21 protein-coding genes are annotated in these 19,332 nt (G+C 64.4%); 5 read left to right on the top strand and 16 right to left on the bottom strand.

What is annotated here, in order from left to right:
• Positions 1-134: 134 nt before the first annotated feature.
• The 6 genes from AC1MHZ_RS05005 to xerD form a co-directional block, all read right to left on the bottom strand.
• Positions 135-416 carry a DUF3509 domain-containing protein gene (locus AC1MHZ_RS05005; RefSeq protein ID WP_084856772.1) on the bottom strand — a complete coding sequence of 94 codons (282 nt, stop codon included), beginning with the start codon at positions 414-416 and terminating at the stop codon, positions 135-137.
• A gap of 120 nt (positions 417-536) precedes the next feature.
• Positions 537-932 carry a response regulator gene (locus AC1MHZ_RS05010; RefSeq protein ID WP_482966089.1) on the bottom strand — a complete coding sequence of 132 codons (396 nt, stop codon included), beginning with the start codon at positions 930-932 and terminating at the stop codon, positions 537-539.
• Between the two features lie 211 nt (positions 933-1,143).
• On the bottom strand, positions 1,144-2,553 hold the full coding sequence (gene thrC, locus AC1MHZ_RS05015) for a threonine synthase (protein ID WP_482966090.1): 1,410 nt from the start codon (positions 2,551-2,553) through the stop codon (positions 1,144-1,146).
• A 54-nt stretch (positions 2,554-2,607) separates the two neighbouring features.
• Positions 2,608-3,912, bottom strand: coding sequence for a homoserine dehydrogenase (locus tag AC1MHZ_RS05020; protein WP_224456721.1), 1,305 nt, complete (start codon positions 3,910-3,912; stop codon positions 2,608-2,610).
• 82 nt (positions 3,913-3,994) lie between these two features.
• Complete coding sequence (locus AC1MHZ_RS05025; RefSeq protein WP_324813163.1) at positions 3,995-4,744, bottom strand: DsbC family protein; 750 nt, start codon at positions 4,742-4,744, stop codon at positions 3,995-3,997.
• A gap of 151 nt (positions 4,745-4,895) precedes the next feature.
• Positions 4,896-5,792, bottom strand: coding sequence for a site-specific tyrosine recombinase XerD (gene xerD, locus AC1MHZ_RS05030; RefSeq protein ID WP_084856764.1), 897 nt, complete (start codon positions 5,790-5,792; stop codon positions 4,896-4,898).
• A gap of 68 nt (positions 5,793-5,860) precedes the next feature.
• Between xerD and AC1MHZ_RS05035 the strand changes: the two genes are divergently transcribed.
• On the top strand, positions 5,861-7,699 hold the full coding sequence (locus tag AC1MHZ_RS05035; protein WP_084856763.1) for a cation:proton antiporter: 1,839 nt from the start codon (positions 5,861-5,863) through the stop codon (positions 7,697-7,699).
• Between the two features lie 149 nt (positions 7,700-7,848).
• On the opposite strand, the gene rplS is transcribed toward AC1MHZ_RS05035, so the two are convergent.
• The 5 genes from rplS to ffh form a co-directional block, all read right to left on the bottom strand.
• Entirely contained in the window at positions 7,849-8,199 is a 351-nt protein-coding gene (rplS, locus tag AC1MHZ_RS05040; RefSeq protein ID WP_084856761.1) for a 50S ribosomal protein L19, read from the bottom strand.
• A gap of 42 nt (positions 8,200-8,241) precedes the next feature.
• Positions 8,242-8,994 carry a tRNA (guanosine(37)-N1)-methyltransferase TrmD gene (gene trmD, locus AC1MHZ_RS05045; RefSeq protein WP_196144557.1) on the bottom strand — a complete coding sequence of 251 codons (753 nt, stop codon included), beginning with the start codon at positions 8,992-8,994 and terminating at the stop codon, positions 8,242-8,244.
• A 2-nt stretch (positions 8,995-8,996) separates the two neighbouring features.
• Positions 8,997-9,533: a ribosome maturation factor RimM gene (rimM, locus tag AC1MHZ_RS05050; protein WP_070574704.1), complete on the bottom strand. Its 537-nt coding sequence runs from the start codon at positions 9,531-9,533 to the stop codon at positions 8,997-8,999.
• A 5-nt stretch (positions 9,534-9,538) separates the two neighbouring features.
• Positions 9,539-9,790, bottom strand: coding sequence for a 30S ribosomal protein S16 (gene rpsP, locus AC1MHZ_RS05055; RefSeq protein WP_023382041.1), 252 nt, complete (start codon positions 9,788-9,790; stop codon positions 9,539-9,541).
• A 234-nt stretch (positions 9,791-10,024) separates the two neighbouring features.
• Positions 10,025-11,401, bottom strand: a complete 1,377-nt coding sequence (gene ffh, locus AC1MHZ_RS05060; protein ID WP_043212452.1) for a signal recognition particle protein — start codon at positions 11,399-11,401, stop codon at positions 10,025-10,027.
• 307 nt (positions 11,402-11,708) lie between these two features.
• On the opposite strand from ffh, the gene AC1MHZ_RS05065 reads away from it, so the two are divergent.
• The 3 genes from AC1MHZ_RS05065 to AC1MHZ_RS05075 all read left to right on the top strand — a co-directional run bounded on the left by AC1MHZ_RS05065 (position 11,709) and on the right by AC1MHZ_RS05075 (position 15,289).
• Positions 11,709-12,518 carry a cytochrome C assembly family protein gene (locus AC1MHZ_RS05065; RefSeq protein ID WP_224456727.1) on the top strand — a complete coding sequence of 270 codons (810 nt, stop codon included), beginning with the start codon at positions 11,709-11,711 and terminating at the stop codon, positions 12,516-12,518.
• A 9-nt stretch (positions 12,519-12,527) separates the two neighbouring features.
• Complete coding sequence (locus AC1MHZ_RS05070; protein ID WP_084856756.1) at positions 12,528-13,730, top strand: transporter associated domain-containing protein; 1,203 nt, start codon at positions 12,528-12,530, stop codon at positions 13,728-13,730.
• 257 nt (positions 13,731-13,987) lie between these two features.
• On the top strand, positions 13,988-15,289 hold the full coding sequence (locus AC1MHZ_RS05075) for an MFS transporter (RefSeq protein ID WP_482966091.1): 1,302 nt from the start codon (positions 13,988-13,990) through the stop codon (positions 15,287-15,289).
• 72 nt (positions 15,290-15,361) lie between these two features.
• Here the strand turns inward: AC1MHZ_RS05075 and purT are convergent, their stop codons facing one another.
• The 5 genes from purT to AC1MHZ_RS05100 all read right to left on the bottom strand — a co-directional run bounded on the left by purT (position 15,362) and on the right by AC1MHZ_RS05100 (position 18,640).
• Entirely contained in the window at positions 15,362-16,543 is a 1,182-nt protein-coding gene (gene purT / locus AC1MHZ_RS05080) for a formate-dependent phosphoribosylglycinamide formyltransferase (protein WP_482966092.1), read from the bottom strand.
• 139 nt (positions 16,544-16,682) lie between these two features.
• On the bottom strand, positions 16,683-17,150 hold the full coding sequence (locus AC1MHZ_RS05085; protein WP_084856751.1) for a VUT family protein: 468 nt from the start codon (positions 17,148-17,150) through the stop codon (positions 16,683-16,685).
• Between the two features lie 125 nt (positions 17,151-17,275).
• Positions 17,276-17,482, bottom strand: a complete 207-nt coding sequence (locus AC1MHZ_RS05090; RefSeq protein ID WP_084856749.1) for a DUF1289 domain-containing protein — start codon at positions 17,480-17,482, stop codon at positions 17,276-17,278.
• Positions 17,475-17,999: a gamma carbonic anhydrase family protein gene (locus tag AC1MHZ_RS05095; RefSeq protein ID WP_084856748.1), complete on the bottom strand. Its 525-nt coding sequence runs from the start codon at positions 17,997-17,999 to the stop codon at positions 17,475-17,477. Before AC1MHZ_RS05095 ends, AC1MHZ_RS05090 begins: the two co-directional genes overlap by 8 nt.
• A gap of 41 nt (positions 18,000-18,040) precedes the next feature.
• Entirely contained in the window at positions 18,041-18,640 is a 600-nt protein-coding gene (locus AC1MHZ_RS05100) for a CoA pyrophosphatase (protein ID WP_084856746.1), read from the bottom strand.
• A gap of 133 nt (positions 18,641-18,773) precedes the next feature.
• On the opposite strand from AC1MHZ_RS05100, the gene AC1MHZ_RS05105 reads away from it, so the two are divergent.
• A complete protein-coding gene (locus AC1MHZ_RS05105; protein ID WP_465001376.1) occupies positions 18,774-19,328 on the top strand; it encodes an NUDIX hydrolase in 555 nt (184 codons plus the stop codon).
• Positions 19,329-19,332: the final 4 nt, after the last annotated feature.

Genomic DNA, 19,332 nt, shown 5'->3' on the forward strand with positions numbered 1-19,332 from the left:
AAAGCCAAAAAGAAACCCCGGACGCTGGGGAAGGATCGTCCGGGGCCAAGCGAAGTCCAAGGGACTTCCAGGGGCAGCCCGCAGCACCGGAGCAAAGCGCTGTCACACCACCCCTACGGTTTCTGATGAGCCGTTCAGGCGAAGGTTCCCTGAAATGTTCGCTGGTGCTGCAAGGCCGCAATCACGCAGGGTTGCAAGCGGCCTTCGGCGATCTGCAGGTCCCGATGCAGGCCATCGACCAGATCGACCAGCAGCCGCTGGTCCTGCAACTGACGTTGGCTCACGGTGCGTTGGAGGGTCACTTCCCCTTGCTTGTCGACCACGGTGAGTTGGCGGTTGCCGCTGGCGTCGGTTTCGCCAAGGTGGGCCTGGTAAGGGGTCAGGGCATGGTTGAGCAGTTTGCAGATTCTTTCCATCCGGCTTACTCGCTGTTCGTGGAACCTATCGGAACTGACCACCAGGCGCAGCGGAAAGTTCGTCACACGGCGCCGGTCACCTTGAGCATGCGCGGGGGAGATGACAGTTTGACAACGGGCCTAGACGGATAGGCCGGCCGGCAACGCCAGGCGCTCCAGTGCTTTTTGCAAGGTCGGCATCGACAAGGGCCAGGACAACTCACCGACGACCTTGAGGTCCTGCCGCCGGGCTTCGCGGGCCAGGCTCTCCCCCTGCCCCGCCGGCTCGCCGACGAACAACAACGCACAAGGACGCTGCGCGCGATCCACCTGCCGGAGCAGGACTCGCCCCTCTCGTACCGGCATGGCATTGTCCAGGATCAGCAGGTCGATCGTACCGCGTTGCGCCAGGCAGGACTTGGCCTCGAGCAGGTCCTGGGCGACCCGTACATTGAAGACGCCGTGGGCATTGCAGGCCTGATGCAGGGAAATGTCGTGGGAAGGTCGTGCGTGAATCAGCACGTTGAGCCATTGCATGAGCCGCTCCTGGAGTATCGCACCCGCGTGAATGGGCAAGTCACTCTAATGGCGTCACGCTGAAAGCTATGTCAGAAAAATCCGAATCTTTTGTAGAAATATCCGCGCCACGCGCTGCGGGAATGGCTTGCGCGCCACGGCGCATGGCACCGGCGTTGCCGGTGATCGCGGGACAAGTCGGACCGGCGGTCCAACCTGTCCCGCGATGGCGTCAGAGCGGCTTGCCGCGGTTGCCGTGCTGGCTGACGAAGGCCTGGACGGTCTTCAGGTCATTGGCCAGGACCGTGCAGCGCTCTTCGCGGCTGAACAGATCGCTCAGGTGCGCCGGCAGTTCCAGGGCCTTGCCCACGCCTGCCTTTTCCACCGCCTCGGGGAACTTGACCGGGTGCGCCGTGCCCAGCACTACCATTGGCGTGGCCAGGCTGCGGCGGCATTCGCGGGCGGCCTTGACGCCGATCGCCGTGTGCGGGTCCAGCACCTCACCGGTGCTGGCGAACACCTCGGCGATGGTCTCGCAGGTCTGCTCGTCGGTCACCGCCAGGGAATCGAACAGCTTGCGGGCCTCGGTCCAGCGGTCTTGCTCGACGCTGAAGCCGCCGCCCTGCTTGAAGCGCTCCATCAGCTCGGCGATGGCGGCGCCGTTGCGACCGTGCAGGTCGAACAGCAGGCGCTCGAAGTTCGACGACACCATGATGTCCATCGACGGCGACAGGGTCGGGTGCAGGGCATCCTTGACGTACTGGTTGCCGCTCATGAAGCGGTGCAGGATGTCATTGCGGTTGGTGGCCACGATCAATTGGCTGATCGGCAGGCCCATGTTGCGCGCCAGGTAGCCGGCGAAGATGTCGCCGAAGTTGCCGGTCGGCACCGAGAAGGCCACCGAGCGGGCCGGGCCACCCAGCTGCAGCGCTGCATGGAAGTAGTAGACGATCTGGGCCATGATCCGCGCCCAGTTGATCGAGTTCACCGCCACCAGGCGCGTGCCCTTGAGGAAGGACTGGTCGGCGAAGCTGGCCTTGACCATTTCCTGGCAGTCGTCGAAGTTGCCTTCGATGGCGATATTGTGGATGTTGTCACCGAAGATGGTGGTCATCTGGCGGCGCTGCACTTCCGACACGCGCTGGTGTGGGTGCAGGATGAAGATGTCGACGTTGTCGCAACGGCGGCAGCCTTCGATAGCTGCGGAGCCGGTGTCACCGCTGGTGGCGCCGACGATCACCACACGCTCTCCGCGCTTGGCCAGCACGTGGTCGAGCAGGCGGCCGAGCAGCTGCAGGGCGAAATCCTTGAAGGCCAGGGTCGGGCCGTGGAACAGTTCCATGACCCATTCGTTGCCTCCCAGCTGGCGCAGCGGCGCAACGGCGGCGTGGGCGAAGGCGCCGTAGGTTTCTTCCAGGATCTTCTTGAAGTCGGCATCGGCGATGCTGCCGTCGACGAACGGGCGCATCACCCGGAAGGCCAGTTCGTGGTACGGCAAGCCGGCCCAGGAGGCGATCTCCTCCTGGGTGAAGCGTGGCAGGTTTTCCGGCACGTACAGGCCGCCATCGCTGGCAAGGCCGGCCAGCAGGACATCTTCGAAATTCAGGGCCGGTGCCTGGCCGCGGGTACTGATATAGCGCATGGGTGCAAACCTTCGGTTCTGGGCGCGGGCCGCCGTCGCGGCCCGCCGCTGACATTAATTGAGCTGTTCGACGCGGATGCGCACGACCTTGCCGACCACGTCCTGCAAGGCTTCCAGGGCAACGATGGCGTCGTTGATGCGCTGCTCCACCACGCGGTGGGTCAGGAGGATCATCGGCACCAGGCCATCCTGCTCCTCGGCTTCCTTCTGCATGATCGACTCGATGTTGATACCGCGCTCGGAGAGGATGCTCGCCACCTGGGCCAGCACGCCCGGGTGATCCTTGGCCTGGATGCGCAGGTAGTAGGCGCTCTCGCAGGCCTCGATCGGCAGGATCGGGTGGGCCGACAGCGAGTCTGGCTGGAAGGCCAGGTGCGGCACGCGGTTCTCGGGGTCGGAGGTCATGGCGCGGACAACATCCACCAGGTCGGCGACGACCGAGGAGGCAGTCGGCTCCATGCCGGCACCAGCGCCGTAGTACAAGGTGGAACCAGCGGCGTCGCCATTGACCATCACGGCGTTCATCACGCCGTTGACGTTGGCGATCAGGCGGTCGTTGGGGATCAGCGTCGGGTGGACACGCAGCTCGATACCGGCGTCGGTGCTGCGGGCCACGCCCAGGTGCTTGATACGGTAACCCAGGGCCTCGGCGTAGTTGACGTCCGCAGTGGTCAGCTGGGTGATGCCTTCGGTGTAGGCTTTGTCGAACTGCAGCGGGATACCGAAGGCGATGGACGCCAGGATGGTCAGTTTGTGGGCGGCATCGATGCCTTCGACGTCGAAGGTCGGGTCGGCTTCGGCGTAGCCCAGGGCCTGGGCTTCGGCCAGCACTTCGGGGAAGGCACGGCCCTTGTCACGCATTTCGGTCAGGATGAAGTTGCCGGTGCCGTTGATGATGCCCGCCAGCCAGTTGATACGGTTGGCCGACAAGCCTTCGCGGATCGCCTTGATCACCGGGATGCCGCCGGCCACCGCAGCTTCGAAGGCGACGATGACGCCCTTCTCGCGGGCCTTGGCGAAGATCTCGTTGCCATGCACGGCGATCAGCGCCTTGTTGGCGGTGACCACGTGCTTGCCGTTCTCGATGGCCTTGAGCACCAGGTCACGGGCAATGGTGTAGCCACCGATCAGCTCGATGACGATATCGATCTCGGGGTTGCACGCGACCTCGAACACATCAGCGGTAATGGGGGTACCGGTAATCTGGCAGTTCGGGTTCTGCGAGCGCATGGCGATCTGTGCCACTTCAATACCGCGCCCGGCACGGCGGGCGATCTCCTCGGCGTTGCGCTGAAGTACATTGAAGGTTCCGCCACCGACGGTCCCCAACCCACAGATGCCTACTTTGACCGGTTTCACTGTGAACTCCCCATTGAACGGCCGGCACCTGCGCCGACCGTGAAACGTGCCGTCTCCCCATGAAGACGGCGTACTGTTTGAATTACTTGCCTTGCGCCAGCGCCAGCTTGGCCACCTGAGGGGCCGGCTGGTAGCCCGGAATCACCTGGCCACTTTCCAGGACGATCGCAGGCGTGCCATTGACGCCGATCGACTGGCCCAAGTGGAACTGCTTGCCGACCGGGTTGGCGCACTTGGCGGCCTTGATTTCCTTGCCATCGATCATCTTGTCCAGTGCCGCGCGACGGTCGCTGGAGCACCAGACCGCCTGCAGCTGTTCGTCACCCGGCGAGCCCAGGCCCTGGCGCGGGAAGGCGACATAGCGCACTTCGATACCGCGACGGTTGAGCTCGGGCACTTCGGCGTGCAGCTTGTGGCAATACGGGCAGGTGGTATCGGTGAAGACGGTGATATGCGATTTGGTCTGGCCCTTGGCAGGATAAACCACCATCTCGGCAGCCGGAATGCCGTTGATGAGCTTGGCGATGCCCTGGCGCTCGGTCTTCTCGGTGAGGTTGACCGGCTTGCCGTCCTGGATCTGGTACAGGTAGCCCTGCATCACGAACTGGCCGTCGGCGCTGGCATACAGCACGCGTCCGCCCTGCAGCTTGACTTCATAGAGGCCATTGACCGGGCTGCTGGCCACGCTCTCGATCGGTACTTCCAGCTCAAGCGTCTTGAGGGTGTTGCGGATCGCCTGCTCGGCGCCGGCACCGGCGTCGCTGGCCGCAGCCACGGCAAAGGTGCTGGCCAGCGCCAGGGCGGCGGCGGCGAAAAGATGGGTCACGCGCATGGGGTACTCCTGAAGGCGGACGGGGCCGGAGGGCGTCGACATGCGGCAAGCGGGCGTCGACCGTGCGGCCCTTGGAAACCGTCCAAGCCTACCACAACCGGCAGGCGCTAAATCAGCCCTCACACGCCACAGGTCGGAACATGAAAATCATTCATCCACGCGGATGGTGCTGGGCATGCAGCTGTTGCAGGCGCGCCTTGGCCACATGGGTGTAGATCTGCGTGGTGGACAGGTCGCTGTGCCCCAGCAGCATCTGCACCACACGCAGGTCCGCGCCGTGGTTGAGCAAGTGGGTGGCGAAGGCGTGGCGCAGGGTATGGGGCGACAGCGGCTTGTCGATCCCGGCCACCTTGGCCTGGTGCTTGATGCGGTGCCAGAAGGTCTGCCGGGTCATCTGCTCGCCCCGCTGGCTGGGGAACAGCACGTCGCTGGGGCGGCCGTTGAGCAGTTCGCCGCGCCCGTCGCGCAGGTAGCGCTCCAGCCACACCACAGCCTCCTCCCCCATCGGCACCAGGCGCTCCTTGCTGCCCTTGCCCATGACCCGCAACACGCCCTGGCGCAAATTGACCTGGTCCAATGTCAGGCTGACCAGTTCGGTAACGCGCAGCCCACAGGCATAAAGGACCTCAAGCATGGCCCGGTCGCGCTGGCCGATGGCCTCGCCCAGGTCCGGCGCCTTGAGCAATGCCTCGACGTCGGCCTCGGAGAGAGATTTGGGCAAAGGCCGGCCCAACTGCGGCATGTCGACCTGCAAAGTCGGGTCGACACTGACCAGCCGCTCGCGCAGCAGGTAGCGGAAAAAGCCGCGCAGCCCGGAAAGAAAGCGCGCCGTGGAACGCGGCTTGTAGCCCTGGTCGACGCGCCAGGCCAGGTGATCGAAGATCAGTTCGCGACCAACGTCCGGCAATGCCACGCCGCGCGCCTGCAGCCAGCCATTGAACAGGGCCAGGTCGCTTCGGTAGGAGGCGCGGGTGTTATCGGACAGGCCTTTTTCAAGCCACAGGGCATCGAGGAACTGGTCGATCAGGGGGTGGTCGAGGGCGGACATGAAAACTCGGTGGCAAACGACGAATTGGCGCTTAGTCTTTCATAACAACGTCGGCATAGGGAGCCCGCATGAGCGAACAGCAGATTCTCCTGAGTTTCGGTGGCATCGGTGCCGCCGCACTGGCTTGCCAATGGCTGGCCTGGCGCCTGAAGCTGCCTGCGATCCTGTTCCTGCTGCTGTGCGGGATCGTCGCCGGCCCCGTGCTCGGCTGGCTGTCGCCACAAGACCTGTTCGGCCCGCTGCTGATGCCGCTGGTATCCCTGGCCGTGGCCCTGATCCTGTTCGAAGGCAGCCTGACGCTGCACCTGTCCCAATGGCGTGAGATCGGCAGCGTGGTGCACCGGCTGGTGACCCTGGGCGCGCTGAGCACCTGGGTGGTGATCGCCCTGGCCACCCATTGGCTGCTGGGCTTCGACTGGCCGCTGGCGATCCTGTTCGGCACTCTGACCCTGGTGACCGGCCCGACGGTGATCGTGCCCATGCTCCGCGTGGTGCGGCCCAAGGCGGCGATCGCCAACATCCTGCGCTGGGAAGGCATCGTCATCGACCCGATCGGTGCCTTGCTGGCAGTGGTGGTCTACAGCTTCATCATCGCCCGCACCGATGGCGAAGGGCTCAGCCAGAGCCTGGTGACCTTCGGCGGGGTGATCTTCTGCGGCAGCGCCCTGGGCGCCGCCGGCGGCTGGCTGCTGGGCCAGGTGATGCGTGCCCAGTGGCTGCCGGAGTACCTGCACAACCTGGCCTCGTTGGCCGCGGTGCTGGGCATCTTCATCGCCGCCAACCAGATCGTCCATGAATCCGGCCTGCTGGCGGTGACGGTGATGGGCATGTGGCTGGCGAACATGCCGGGGGTGGATGTACGGCAGATCCTGCACTTCAAGGAAAACCTCAGCGTGCTGTTGATTTCCGGCCTGTTCATCCTCCTGGCCGCCCGCCTCGACCTGCATGCACTGCTGGCCCTGGGCCCGGCGGTACTGGCGTTGCTGCTGGTGATCCAACTGCTGGCACGCCCGCTCAATGTTCTGCTGTCCACCTGGGGCTCGACGTTGGCATGGCGCGAACGCCTGCTGCTGGCCTGGATCGCCCCACGGGGTATCGTCGCCGCGGCGGTCTCGGCCATCTTCGCCATCCGCCTGGACGAAGCGGGTCATGAGGGCGCCCTGCTGCTGGTACCTCTGACCTTCGCGGTGATCATCGGCACCGTGGTGCTGCAGAGCGCCACCGCCAGGCCCCTGGCCCGCCTGCTCAAGGTCGCCGAACCTGCGCCCAGCGGCTTTCTCATCGTCGGCGCCAACCCACCGGCACGCGCCGTCGCCAAAGCCTTGCAGCAACTGGGTAGCCGGGTCCTGCTGACCGACTCGAGCTGGGAAAACATCCGCGCTGCGCGCATGGATGGGCTGCCGACCTATTTCGGCAACCCTGCCTCCCAGCATGCCGATGCCCACCTGGACCTGGTCGGTCTTGGCCACCTGCTCGGCCTGTCGCCGGCAGGCGAGCTCAATGCCTTGGCCTGCGCGCGCTTTCGCCATGACTTCGGCCACAACCGCCTGTTCGTACTGGCCAGTGGCCTGGAGAAGCAGCGCAGCGACAAGCACCGGGCCAGCGAGGAACATCGCGGCCAACTGCTGGGGGCGAGCCCGATGACCTACGGGCAACTGGCCAACCGTCTGCACCAGGGCGCCGAGCTGTACAGCACCCACCTGACCGAGGGCTTTTCCTGGCAGGACTACCAGGACCTGCATGGCGATCGAGCCACCGTCCTGTTCGCCCGCGATGCCAATGGCTGGGTGCATGTGGCCAGCCCGGACGCACCGTTAAAACCCCAGCCAGGGTGGACGCTGGTGGCGCTGGTAGAGGCTGATCGGGAGGCGAAAACGGCTGTCGAGGCGGGCGTGGCCAATCGCTGAAGAATGGAAGGGGGGCGCTTTGCGCCCAATCGCGGGACAAGCCCGCTCCTACAGAGCCAGTGAACAATCCCTGCAGCAGAAAGCAAAAAAGCAGCCCGAAGGCTGCTTTTTCTCTCGCAAGGTGGCCTCGGCCACCGGTCAAACTGCACTCAGGACAGTTTTTCCTTGATGCGAGCGGCTTTGCCGGACAGGTCGCGCAGGTAGTACAGCTTGGCCTTACGCACGTCACCACGACGTTTCACGGACAGGCTGTCGATCTGCGGGCTGTAGGTCTGGAAGGTACGCTCTACGCCAACGCCGCTGGAGATCTTGCGCACGGTGAAGGCGCTGTTCAGGCCGCGGTTGCGCTTGGCGATAACGACACCTTCGAACGCCTGCAGACGGGAACGGTCGCCTTCCTTCACTTTGACCTGGACGACAATGGTGTCGCCTGGTGCGAAGGCAGGGATTTCCTTGTTCATCTGCTCGGCTTCGAGCTGCTGGATGATCTTGTTGGTCATGCTGTGCTCCTAAGGCGGATAACTCGATCCACCATCGATACGTTAACTATCGTCCCGCTCGCGGAGGTATTCCTCGAGCAGCTTCTTCTCTTCTCCAGAAAGCGAGCGACTTTCCAGAAGATCGGCGCGTCGTTCGAAGGTCCTACCAAGGGACTGCTTCAACCGCCAACGCCGGATGTGTGCATGGTTGCCGCTAAGCAACACGTCGGGAACGCGCTGATCCGCATACACCTCCGGTCGGGTGTAGTGCGGGCAATCGAGCAGACCATCGGTGAAGGAATCTTCCTGCGCCGAGTCCACATGCCCTAAAGCTCCGGGCAGCAATCGCGTAACCGCATCGATCAGTACCATGGCCGGCAGCTCGCCACCGGAAAGCACATAGTCGCCAATCGACCACTCTTCATCGACATGAGCCTCGATAAAACGCTCGTCGATGCCTTCATAACGGCCGGCAATCAGGATCAACGATTCCTGTTGTGCCAGACCTTCGACCGCCTGCTGGGTCAGCTTGCGGCCTTGTGGCGAGAGGTAGATCACCTTCGCCGATGCTCCGGTTGCCTGCCTGGCGCTGGCCAGGGCGTCTTCCAGAGGCTTGATCTTCATCACCATGCCAGGACCACCGCCAAAAGGCCGATCATCCACCGTGTGATGGCGATCCGTGGTGTAGTCCCGCGGGTTCCAGCAGGTCACCTGCAGCAACCCCTGTTTCACCGCGCGGCTGGTAATGCCGTACTCCGTGATGGCCGAGAACATCTCGGGGAACAGGGTGACGACTTCTACGCGAAGGTTGCCCATCGTTAGAAATCCGCGTCCCATTCGACTCGCATCACGCCTGCTTCCAGGTCGACTGCCAGCACACATTGCTCCGTATAGGGCAACAGACGCTCGCGATCATCCAGGCTGCCTGCGCAAGGCTTGACCACCATTACATCGTTCGCACCGGTCTCCAACAGGTGATCGATCTTGCCGAACAGCTGTTCGTCCTGATTGATGACCTTCAGGCCCACCAACTGGTACCAGTAGTACTCGTCGGCTGCCAGGTTGGGCAAAAGGCTCCGCGGGATGCAGATTTCGTAACCGCTCAGAAGACGCGCTTCATCACGATCATCGAGGCCTTTCAATTTCACGACCAGGCCCTTTTGGGAGCCACGACCGTTGACCAGCTCGACCTGCTTTACCTTGCCTTCGTGCCGAAGCGTCCAGCGCGGATAATCCAACAGGTTTTCAATCGGATCGGTAAAGGAGTACACCTTCACCTCGCCGCGAACGCCGTGAACCGAAAAAATCTTGCCGACGACGATGAGGGCGTCAGCGTTTTCTGGCGTCGCGTTCATACTGCTCAGGCAGCGGCCTTGGCAGCGTCCTTCAGCAGCTGAGCAACACGCTCAGACGGCTGCGCGCCCTGGCTCAGCCAGTAGTTGACGCGTTCCTGGTTGACCGACAGCTTGACTTCGGCGCCCGATGCGATCGGGTTGAAGAAGCCAACGCGCTCAACGAAACGGCCGTCACGGGCGTTACGCGAGTTGGTCACGGTCAGGTGGTAGAATGGGCGCTTTTTCGAGCCGCCACGGGCAAGACGGATGGTTACCATGTGAACATCGTTCCTATAGTCGGTGCTGCAAATCTGAATGCCCAAATGGGCACAGGGTGCCCAAAAGGCCGCATATTCTCGGGGAATACACGGACATTTGCAAATGCCTTTTTCGGCGAGGGCCTGCCGCGCCGTTCAGATCTGCCGGTTAAGCCGCGGATTTCGCGACATCGTTCCCGCCAAGGCGGGGGTTCCGGGTGGCTGCCCGATCAAAGGCAACCGCCCTGAATGACATTACAGCTTCGGCATGCCGCCACCCGGCAGCATCCCGCCCAGGCCACGCATCATCTTGGCCATGCCGCCCTTGGCGGAGAATTTCTTCATCATCTTCTGCATTTGCTTGTGCTGCTTGATCAGCCGGCCGACATCCTGCACCTGGGTGCCGGAGCCGAGGGCGATGCGGCGTTTGCGCGAGCCGCTGATGATTTCCGGGTCGCGGCGTTCGGCCGGCGTCATCGAGTCGATGATCGCCTCCATCTGCTTGAACTGCTTCTCGGCCGCGCCCTGGGCATTGCCCATCTGCGACAGGTTGACCCCGCCGATGCTCGGCAGCTTGTCCATCAGGCCGCCCAGGCCGCCCATGTTCTTCATCTGCTGCAGCTGGTCGCGGAAGTCCTCGAGGTCGAAGCCCTTGCCCTTCTTGAGCTTCTTGGCGAGCTTGTCAGCCTTGGCCTTGTCGATGTTCTGCTCGGCCTGCTCGATCAGGCTGAGCACGTCGCCCATGCCGAGGATTCGCGAGGCGATACGGTCCGGGTGGAACGGCTCCAGGGCCTCGGTCTTCTCGCCCATGCCGATGAACTTGATCGGCTTGCCGGTGATGGCGCGCACCGACAGCGCGGCACCGCCACGGGCGTCGCCGTCGACCTTGGTCAGCACCACGCCGGTCAATGGCAGCGCGTCGCCGAAGGCCTTGGCGGTGTTGGCGGCGTCCTGGCCGGTCATGGCGTCGACCACGAACAGGGTCTCGACCGGCTTGACCGCGGCGTGCAGGGCCTTGATCTCGTCCATCATGTCGGCGTCGATGTGCAGACGGCCGGCGGTATCGACGATCACCACGTCGATGTACTTGAGCTTGGCCTCGCGGATCGCCGCCTCGGCGATGGCCACGGGCTTCTGGCTGATGTCGGACGGGAAGAAGGTCACGCCGATGTCATTGGCCAGGGTTTCCAGCTGTTTGATCGCCGCCGGGCGGTAGACGTCGGCCGAGACCACCATCACGCTCTTTTTCTTGCGCTCTTTAAGGAAGCGCGCCAGCTTGCCGGCGGTGGTGGTCTTGCCCGCGCCCTGCAGGCCGGCCATCAGCACCACGGCGGGCGGAGCGGCATTGAGCGCCAGGTCTTCGTTGGCGGCGCCCATCAGGCCTTCGAGTTCGGCCTGGACGATCTTCACGAACGCCTGGCCCGGGGTCAGGCTGCGCGACACCTCGGTGCCGACCGCACGCTCCTTGACGCTGTTGACGAAATCCTTGACCACCGGCAGGGCGACGTCGGCCTCGAGCAGGGCCATGCGCACTTCGCGCAGCGTGTCCTTGATGTTGTCTTCGGTCAGCTTGGCCTTGCCGGTGACATGGCGCAGCGTCTGTGACAGGCGGTCGGTCAGGTTTTCGAACATGGTGATCCTTTCAGGCCCTAGTGAAGCCGAGGTTTTTCAGGCGCCCAGGTGAATATGTACACGCGCTGGGCACAGCAAGGCGGCGATTATAGCGAAGAGCGGCGACGGCGCACACCTTGGCACCACCGGATCTGGATGGTCGGTGCCCCCAGCGCCGGCAAGCCGGCTCCCACAGGTATGGCGGTGTCTCTGAAAGCAGCGCGGGACAGGTGGGAGCCGCCTTGCAGGCGATGGGGCCTGCCGGTCTTCCTTGGCAGCGGCGATCTATGCCACACTCCGTCTCTTTAAGGCTCGCCAACCAGGACTTATGGTCTCCTCTCCCAGCCTCATCCCCAACCTGATCGCCGCCGGCCTTTATATAGCCGCAGCCATCTACCAGGGTGCCTACCTCGCCCAGGGCCGCAAGGCCGACAAGCGCCTGCTCGGCCTGCTCGGTGCCCTTGCCGTGCTCGCCCAGGGCGGCGCCCTGTTCTTCCAGTTGATCACCCCGCTGGGCCTGAGCCTGGACTTCTTCAGCGCCGCCAGCCTGATCGCCGTGGCGGTGATCGGCCTGACCCTGTTGGCCTGCCTGCGCATCCCGGTGGAAAACCTGCTGATACTGCTGTTCCCGCTCGGCGCGATCACCGCCCTGCTGGCCCAGTTCGCACCGCCCGGCACCGTGCCGCTGGTCAACGAGGAGCCGGGGATCCTGGCGCACATCCTGCTGTCGATCCTGGCCTATGGCCTGTTCACCATCGCCGTGTTCCAGGCCCTGTTGCTGCTGCTGCAGGACCACCAGCTCAAGCACAAGCACCCCTCCGGGCTGATCCGCAACTTCCCGCCCCTGCAAACCATGGAAAGCCTGCTGTTCGGCTTCCTCTGGGCTGGCTGGGGCCTGCTTTCGCTTTCGCTGGTGTCCGGCTGGCTGTTCCTGGAGAACCTGTTCGCCCAGCACCTGGTGCACAAGACCTTGCTGTCCTGCATCGCCTGGGTGGTGTTCGGCTTGTTGCTGTGGGGCCGCACCCGCCTGGGCTGGCGTGGCCACAAGGCGATCCGCTGGACCCTCGCCGGTTTCTGCCTGCTGATGCTGGCCTATTTCGGCAGCAAGCTGGTACGTGAATTCATCCTGCATATCTGACGGCCGCCCATGAACACCTTGCCGTACGCACCGCTACTCGGCACCTTGGCACTGGCGCTGCTGTGGTCGGCGCTGTTCACCGCAGTCGACGCGGCCCGCCAACTGCTCAACGGCCACCAGCGCCCCGCTGAAAGCACCGAACCCGCCCTGCCGGCCCAGGCCGTGGTGCTGTGTGCGAGCCTGGGCAAGCTGCTGGTGCTCGGCCTGGCCTGCCTGGCCGGGCAGCGCTACAACGGTGAGCATGGCTTCTGGCTGGCCGGCTTGGCGGCCACCTTCACCTTGCTGGTCCTGGGCGAATACTTGCCACGACGCATGGCCCGGCGCAACCCGCAGGCCTTCGTCGCCCTCGGCGCCCTGTTGCGCTGGCCGCTGGTGCTATTGCAGCCGCTGGCCTGCCTGCTCGATGGCTGCGCCAAACTGCTCCTGCGGCCGTTTCGCACCCCGCCCACGGCGGTAGCCCTGCACCCGGAGGAGCACGGCGACTTCGACGACGCCGAACCCTTCGAGGCCCCTCGGGCGGGCCTGCTTGAAGGCCTGCAATCGCTGGACAAGATCACCGTCAACGACATCCTGGTGCCGCGCAACGAAGTGGACGGCATCAACCTGGACGAGCCGATCGAGCAGATCATCGAGCAGCTGATCGTCAGCCGCCATACCCGCCTGCCGGTCTATCACAGCGATATCAACCAGGTCGAAGCCATCCTCAACACCAAACAGATCAGCCACCTGCTACCCCACGCCGAACTGACCCGCGAGGCGTTGCGGGCCGCCTGCTACGAGCCCTATTTCGTTCCCGAAAGCACACCGCTGCAGATGCAGCTGCTGAACTTCCACAAGCAGCAGCGGCGCCTGGGCGTGGTGGTCGACGAATATGGCGAAGTGCTGGGGATCGTCACCCTGGAGGATATCCTCGAGGAGATCGTCGGCGAGTTCGAGGACGAACAGTCCCTCGACAACCCCCACGTCCACCCCCTGGCCGATGGCCGCTACGTGATCGAAGGCACCGCCTCGCTGCGCGAGATCAACCGCAGCCTCGGCTGGCATCTGCCCTGCGACGGCGGCCCGAAGACCCTCAACGGCCTGGTCACCGAAGCCCTGGAAAGCATCCCGGAAAGCGCCGTTTGCCTGAAGATCGGCCGCTATCGCCTGGAAATCCTCGAAACAGAGGACAATTGCGCCAGCAAGGTACTGGTGTGGACCGTGACCCGGTAGCTATACTCGGGTCACGCTTACCCAGCCCTGCCGTCCCGCCCGCTACCCGCACCCGGCGTCCTACGGCCAGTCCGCTCCACTGACACGCCCCGCGGTCCTGCTTCACCACCCAGAACAGCCCGCTCCCCTTCCCTACCCCCTGGGCTATCGTCAGTCGGGCGACTCACCACTATTCGCTCCGGCGCCCGTGCGCCCCTGCCTGCCCGGCAGGGCACGAACCGCCCACAAGGAGCAATCGACTGTCAGGGACCTACACGATGACAACCAGCAGTACCTATGCCGATACCCCGGCAACTCCGGTCAACTCGCCTGCGCAGGTGGCCACCGCCAGCTTCATCGGCACCGCCATCGAATTCTACGACTTCTACGTTTATGCCACGGCCGCGGCCCTGGTGATCGGCCCGGTGTTCTTCCCGTCGGGCTCGGGCACCGCGCAGATGCTCGCGGCCTTCATCACCTTCGGCATCGCCTTCCTCGCTCGCCCGCTGGGCTCGGCGCTGTTCGGCCATTTCGGCGACCGCATCGGGCGCAAGTCGACCCTGGTCGCCTCGCTGTTGCTGATGGGCGTGTCCACCACGCTGATCGGCGTGTTGCCGGGCTATGACAGCATCGGTATCTGGGCACCGGTACTGCTCTGCCTGTTGCGTTTCGGCCAAGGCCTGGGGCTGGGCGGCGAATGGGGCGGAGCGGCGCTACTGGCCACCGAGAACGCGCCCGAAGGCAAGCGGGCCTGGTTCGGCATGTTCCCGCAATTGGGCCCTTCGATCGGCTTCCTGGCCGCCAACGGCCTGTTCCTGGGCTTGGCCCTGGTGCTCAGCGACGAACAGTTCCGCGAGTGGGGCTGGCGCATTCCGTTCCTGCTCAGCGCCGCACTGGTGGTGGTGGGCCTGTATGTGCGCCTGAAGCTCGAGGAAAGCCCGGTGTTCGCCAAAGCCGTGGCGCGTCATGAGCGGGTGAAACTGCCGGTGGTCGACCTGTTCGCCAAGTACTGGCTGCCGACCCTGCTGGGCGCCCTGGCGATGGTGGTGTGCTATGCGCTGTTCTACATCTCCACGGTGTTTTCCCTGAGCTACGGGGTCTCGACCCTGGGCTACACTCGCCAGAGCTTCCTGGGCATGCTGTGCTTCGCCGTGGTCTTCATGGCCCTGGCCACGCCCTTGTCGGCCTGGTTGAGCGACCGCTACGGGCGCAAGCCGGTGCTGATCGTCGGCGCATTGCTGGCGGTGGCATCGGGGTTCACCATGGAGCCACTGCTGACCTCGGGCTCGACCACGGGCGTGGCGCTGTTCCTGGCCATCGAGCTGTTCCTGATGGGCGTGACCTTCGCCCCGATGGGCGCCTTGCTGCCTGAACTGTTCCCGACCCATGTGCGCTACACCGGCGCCTCGGCGGCCTACAACCTGGGGGGCATCGTCGGCGCCTCGGCGGCTCCGTTCTTCGCCCAGAAGCTGGTGAGCATGGGTGGGTTGAGCTGGGTGGGCGGCTACGTCTCGGCGGCGGCTGTGATCAGCCTGATCGCCGTGCTGTGCCTGAAAGAGACCCGCAACGCGGAACTTTGAACGGCTGGGGCCGCGTTGCGGCCCTTTCGCGGCACAAGGCCGCTCCTACAGGAATCGTGGGAGCGGCAGCTATCAGAACTCGACCTTGACCGCCTGCGACGCACGGGTCGCCTTGGCCCGCGCGGCCTCGATCGACTCGTCGCGGGCCAGGCATACGCCCATGCGCCGCTGGCCGTCGATTTCCGGCTTGCCGAACAGGCGGATCGCGGTATCCGGCTCGCTCAACGCTGCGCCCAGGTTGGCGAACGAGGTCTGCTGCGACTTGCCCTGCGGCAGGATCACGGCCGAGGCCGACGGGCCGAACTGGCGCACCACCGGGATCGGCAGGCCGAGGATCGCGCGGGCATGCAGGGCGAACTGCGACAGATCCTGGGAGATCAGCGTCACCAGGCCCGTGTCGTGCGGGCGCGGCGAGACCTCGCTGAACCATACCTGGTCACCCTTGACGAACAGCTCTACGCCGAACAGGCCACGCCCGCCCAGGGCATCGGTGACCGTCTGGGCGACCCGCTGGGACTCGGCCAGCGCCTTAGGGCTCATGGCCTGGGGCTGCCAGGACTCCTGGTAGTCACCCTTCTCCTGGCGATGCCCGACCGGTGCCAGGAAGGTGGTGCCGCCCACATGGCGCACGGTCAGCAAGGTGATCTCGTATTCGAAATCGATGAAGCCTTCGATGATCACCCGGCCCTTGCCGGCACGGCCACCTTCCTGGGCATAGTCCCAGGCCTTCTGCAGGTCGGCTTCGCTGCGCAGCAGGCTCTGGCCCTTGCCCGAGGAGCTCATCACCGGCTTGACCACGCACGGGTAGCCCAGGTCGACGACCGCCTTGGCGTAGTCTTCGAAGGTATCGGCAAAGTGATAGGGCGAGGTCGGCAGGTCCAGCTCCTCGGCCGCCAGGCGCCGGATACCCTCTCGGTTCATGGTCAGTTGCGTGGCACGGGCGGTGGGCACCACGTTGAAGCCTTCATTCTCCAGCTCCACCAAGGTGGCGGTGGCGATGGCCTCGATTTCCGGCACGATGTAGTGCGGCTTTTCAGCCTCGATCACCGCGCGCAGGGCAGCGCCATCGAGCATGTTGATGACATGGCTGCGATGCGCGACCTGCATGGCCGGTGCATTGGCGTAGCGGTCCACGGCGATCACCTCGACACCCAGGCGCTGCAGCTCGATCACCACTTCCTTGCCCAGCTCGCCGCAGCCACACAGCAGTACACGGGTCGCGGTGGGCGACAATGGGGTTCCGATACGGGTCATTTCAGGTCCTCGAAGGCGTCGGGGCCGCGCCACGCTGGCTGCCGCCCGCTGAAAAAGGACCGGTATTCTACACCTGGCAACGCCCGTTGGGGCTGTTGTGGAAGCGGCCTGGTGTCGCCAAAGAGCGTGCGCGCCTGCCTCAACCCACCACGGCCGTGCGGCGTGCGCGCCAAGCCATGGCCAGCCACACGGCGGTCACGCCGGCGAATTTCGAGGCCAGCGCCGTGCCGATCACCGCTGGGGTCAGGGCACCGATCATGCCGAAGAAAATGAAGGTGTCCACCGGGATGCTCAGCGCCGAACTCAGCCACAGGCGGTCGCGCAGCGGCCGACGGGTAACGCTGAACACCAGCCAGTCGATCAGCTCGGAGATGAAGAACGCGGTGGCGCTGGCCAGCGCGATGGCCGGCTCCGAAGTGACGTAGGACAGCACCAGGGCCGCCAGCATGGCCAACAGCGCGCCATGGCCATAGCGGGTCTGCACCATGTCACGCAGGATAAACACCAGCCCGCCCCAGGCGGACCAGATCACATCCAGGTGCGGCGCACTGGAGAAGGCGTAGTTGATCAGCACTACGCTGCTGATGTAGGCGATGAGATAGAACATGGAATCACGCGTTGGGCAAGCGGCACAGAATACTTGATTTCAAAGTCAACTGCAGCTTTTGACTCGGTAGTGGCCTTTCATGGCCCTATCGCCGGCAAGCCGGCTCCCACAGGGGGCGAGCTGGATTACCGCCCGATGACCAACCCAGCCGCCACCGCCCGCTCATGGCACAACACCAGCACCTGCCGGCGCTCCTGGTTGTCCATGCGCGACCAGCGGGTGATCTCGGCCACCGTACGCTGGCAGCCCACGCAGACATCCTGTTCATCCAGCGCGCAGACATTCACGCACGGCGAGGCGACCGGCCGCTCACGATCAGCCACGTCAGTCATCCTGCGGCACCAGGTCACGGGCATAGCGTTCGGCGTTCTGCACGTAATGGGCGGCGCTGGCTTCGAGCATGCGCTTCTGCGCCTCGGTCAGCTCGCGTACCACCTTGCCCGGTGAACCCATCACCAACGAGCCGTCGGGAATCTCCTTGCCTTCCGGGATCAATGCGTTGGCGCCGATGATGCAGTGCTTGCCGATACGCGCCCCGTTGAGGATCACCGCATTGATGCCGACCAGGCTGTGGTCGCCCACCGTGCAGCCATGGAGCATGGCGTTGTGGCCGACGGTGACGCCCTTGCCGAGGGTCAGCGGCGAGCCCATGTCGGTATGCATCACCGTGCCATCCTGGACATTGCTGCCTTCGCCGATGTCGATCAGCTCGTTGTCGCCACGCAGCACTGCACCGAACCAGACGCTGGCCCCGGCCTGCAGGCGCACCTTGCCGATCAGCGTGGCATTGGGCGCGGCCCAGCTGGTGGGATGGGTTTCGACCCGCAGGTCGCCCAGGCGGTATTTCATGTCTCGCTCCTCATGGTTCAAGGCCTTGGCGGGATGCCCGATCAGATCGGTATAAAGCGCTCGGGGGGATGGTGCAGGTCGATACCGGCATCGAACAGCACGTTGACCAGCTCGACGATCATGATCGCCGACAGCCCCCAGATCTTGTATTCGCCATAGCGGTAGGCAGGCACATACCAGCTGCGCCCCTGGTAATCGATACGATGGGTATGCTCGCGCGGGTCCTGGCGGAAGAATGCCAGCGGCACGGTGAACACGGCTGCGATCTCTGCGTCGTTGGCCCGGTACTCGACGAAATCCGGCACCACACCGACGAATGGCGTCACCTTCAGGCCATGCAGGGAGATCAGCGGGCTGAGTGGGCCAACCACCTCCACCAGGCCAGGCGGCAGGCCGATTTCCTCCTCGGCTTCACGCAGGGCGGTAAACACCAGGTCAGGATCTTCCGGGTCGCGCCGCCCACCGGGGAAGGCCACTTCGCCGCCGTGGGTGGAAAGGCCCTTGGCCCGCAGGGTCAGCACCAGCTCGGGCTCTTCGCTACGGGTGATGGGCAAGAGAACCGCCGCTTCGGGGAAACGACGGTCCGTTTCCAATGACGCGGGGGTATGGTTGCTCATACGGCGAAGGAGCTCATCCAGCATTACACACTCTCGATTGCAAGGCCTGCCCTGCATGATGCACCAAAGCCGCAACGCACCCAAGCCCCGCCGGATGGCAGCTTGCGGTCACGGTGGCGGGCACGCCAAGATAGCCGTACCTCAAAGGAAGAAAAGCATGAAATTCTGCAGCGCGTGCGGCCAGCCAGTGATACAGCGGATCCCCGAGGGCGACAGCCGCCCCCGCTATGTCTGCGACCATTGCCAGACCATCCATTACCAGAACCCCAATATCGTTGCTGGCGTATTGCCCACCCATGGCACCCAGGTCTTGCTGTGTCGCCGTGCGATCGAGCCGCGCCGTGGGTTCTGGACGCTGCCCGCCGGTTTCATGGAAAACGGCGAGACCCTCGAGCAAGCCGCCCGTCGCGAAACCGTGGAGGAAGCCTGCGCCCGGGTCGGGCACATGAGCCTGTACCAGTTGTTCGACCTGCCGCACATCGACCAGGTGCATGTGTTCTTCCGCGCCGAACTGGCCGACCTGGATTTCGCCGTCGGAATCGAGAGCCTGGAAGTGCGCTTGTTCGAGGAACATGAAATTCCATGGGACCAGCTGGCTTTCCGCACCGTGGCACGCACACTAGAATGCTATTATCGCGACCGCATCGGGCAGTCCTACCCGGTAGGCCATGAGTACCTGCCCCCGATGAATGTCTCGTCGTCCATCACCTAGTTTT

Source organism: Pseudomonas sp. FA-1, assembly GCF_056856075.1.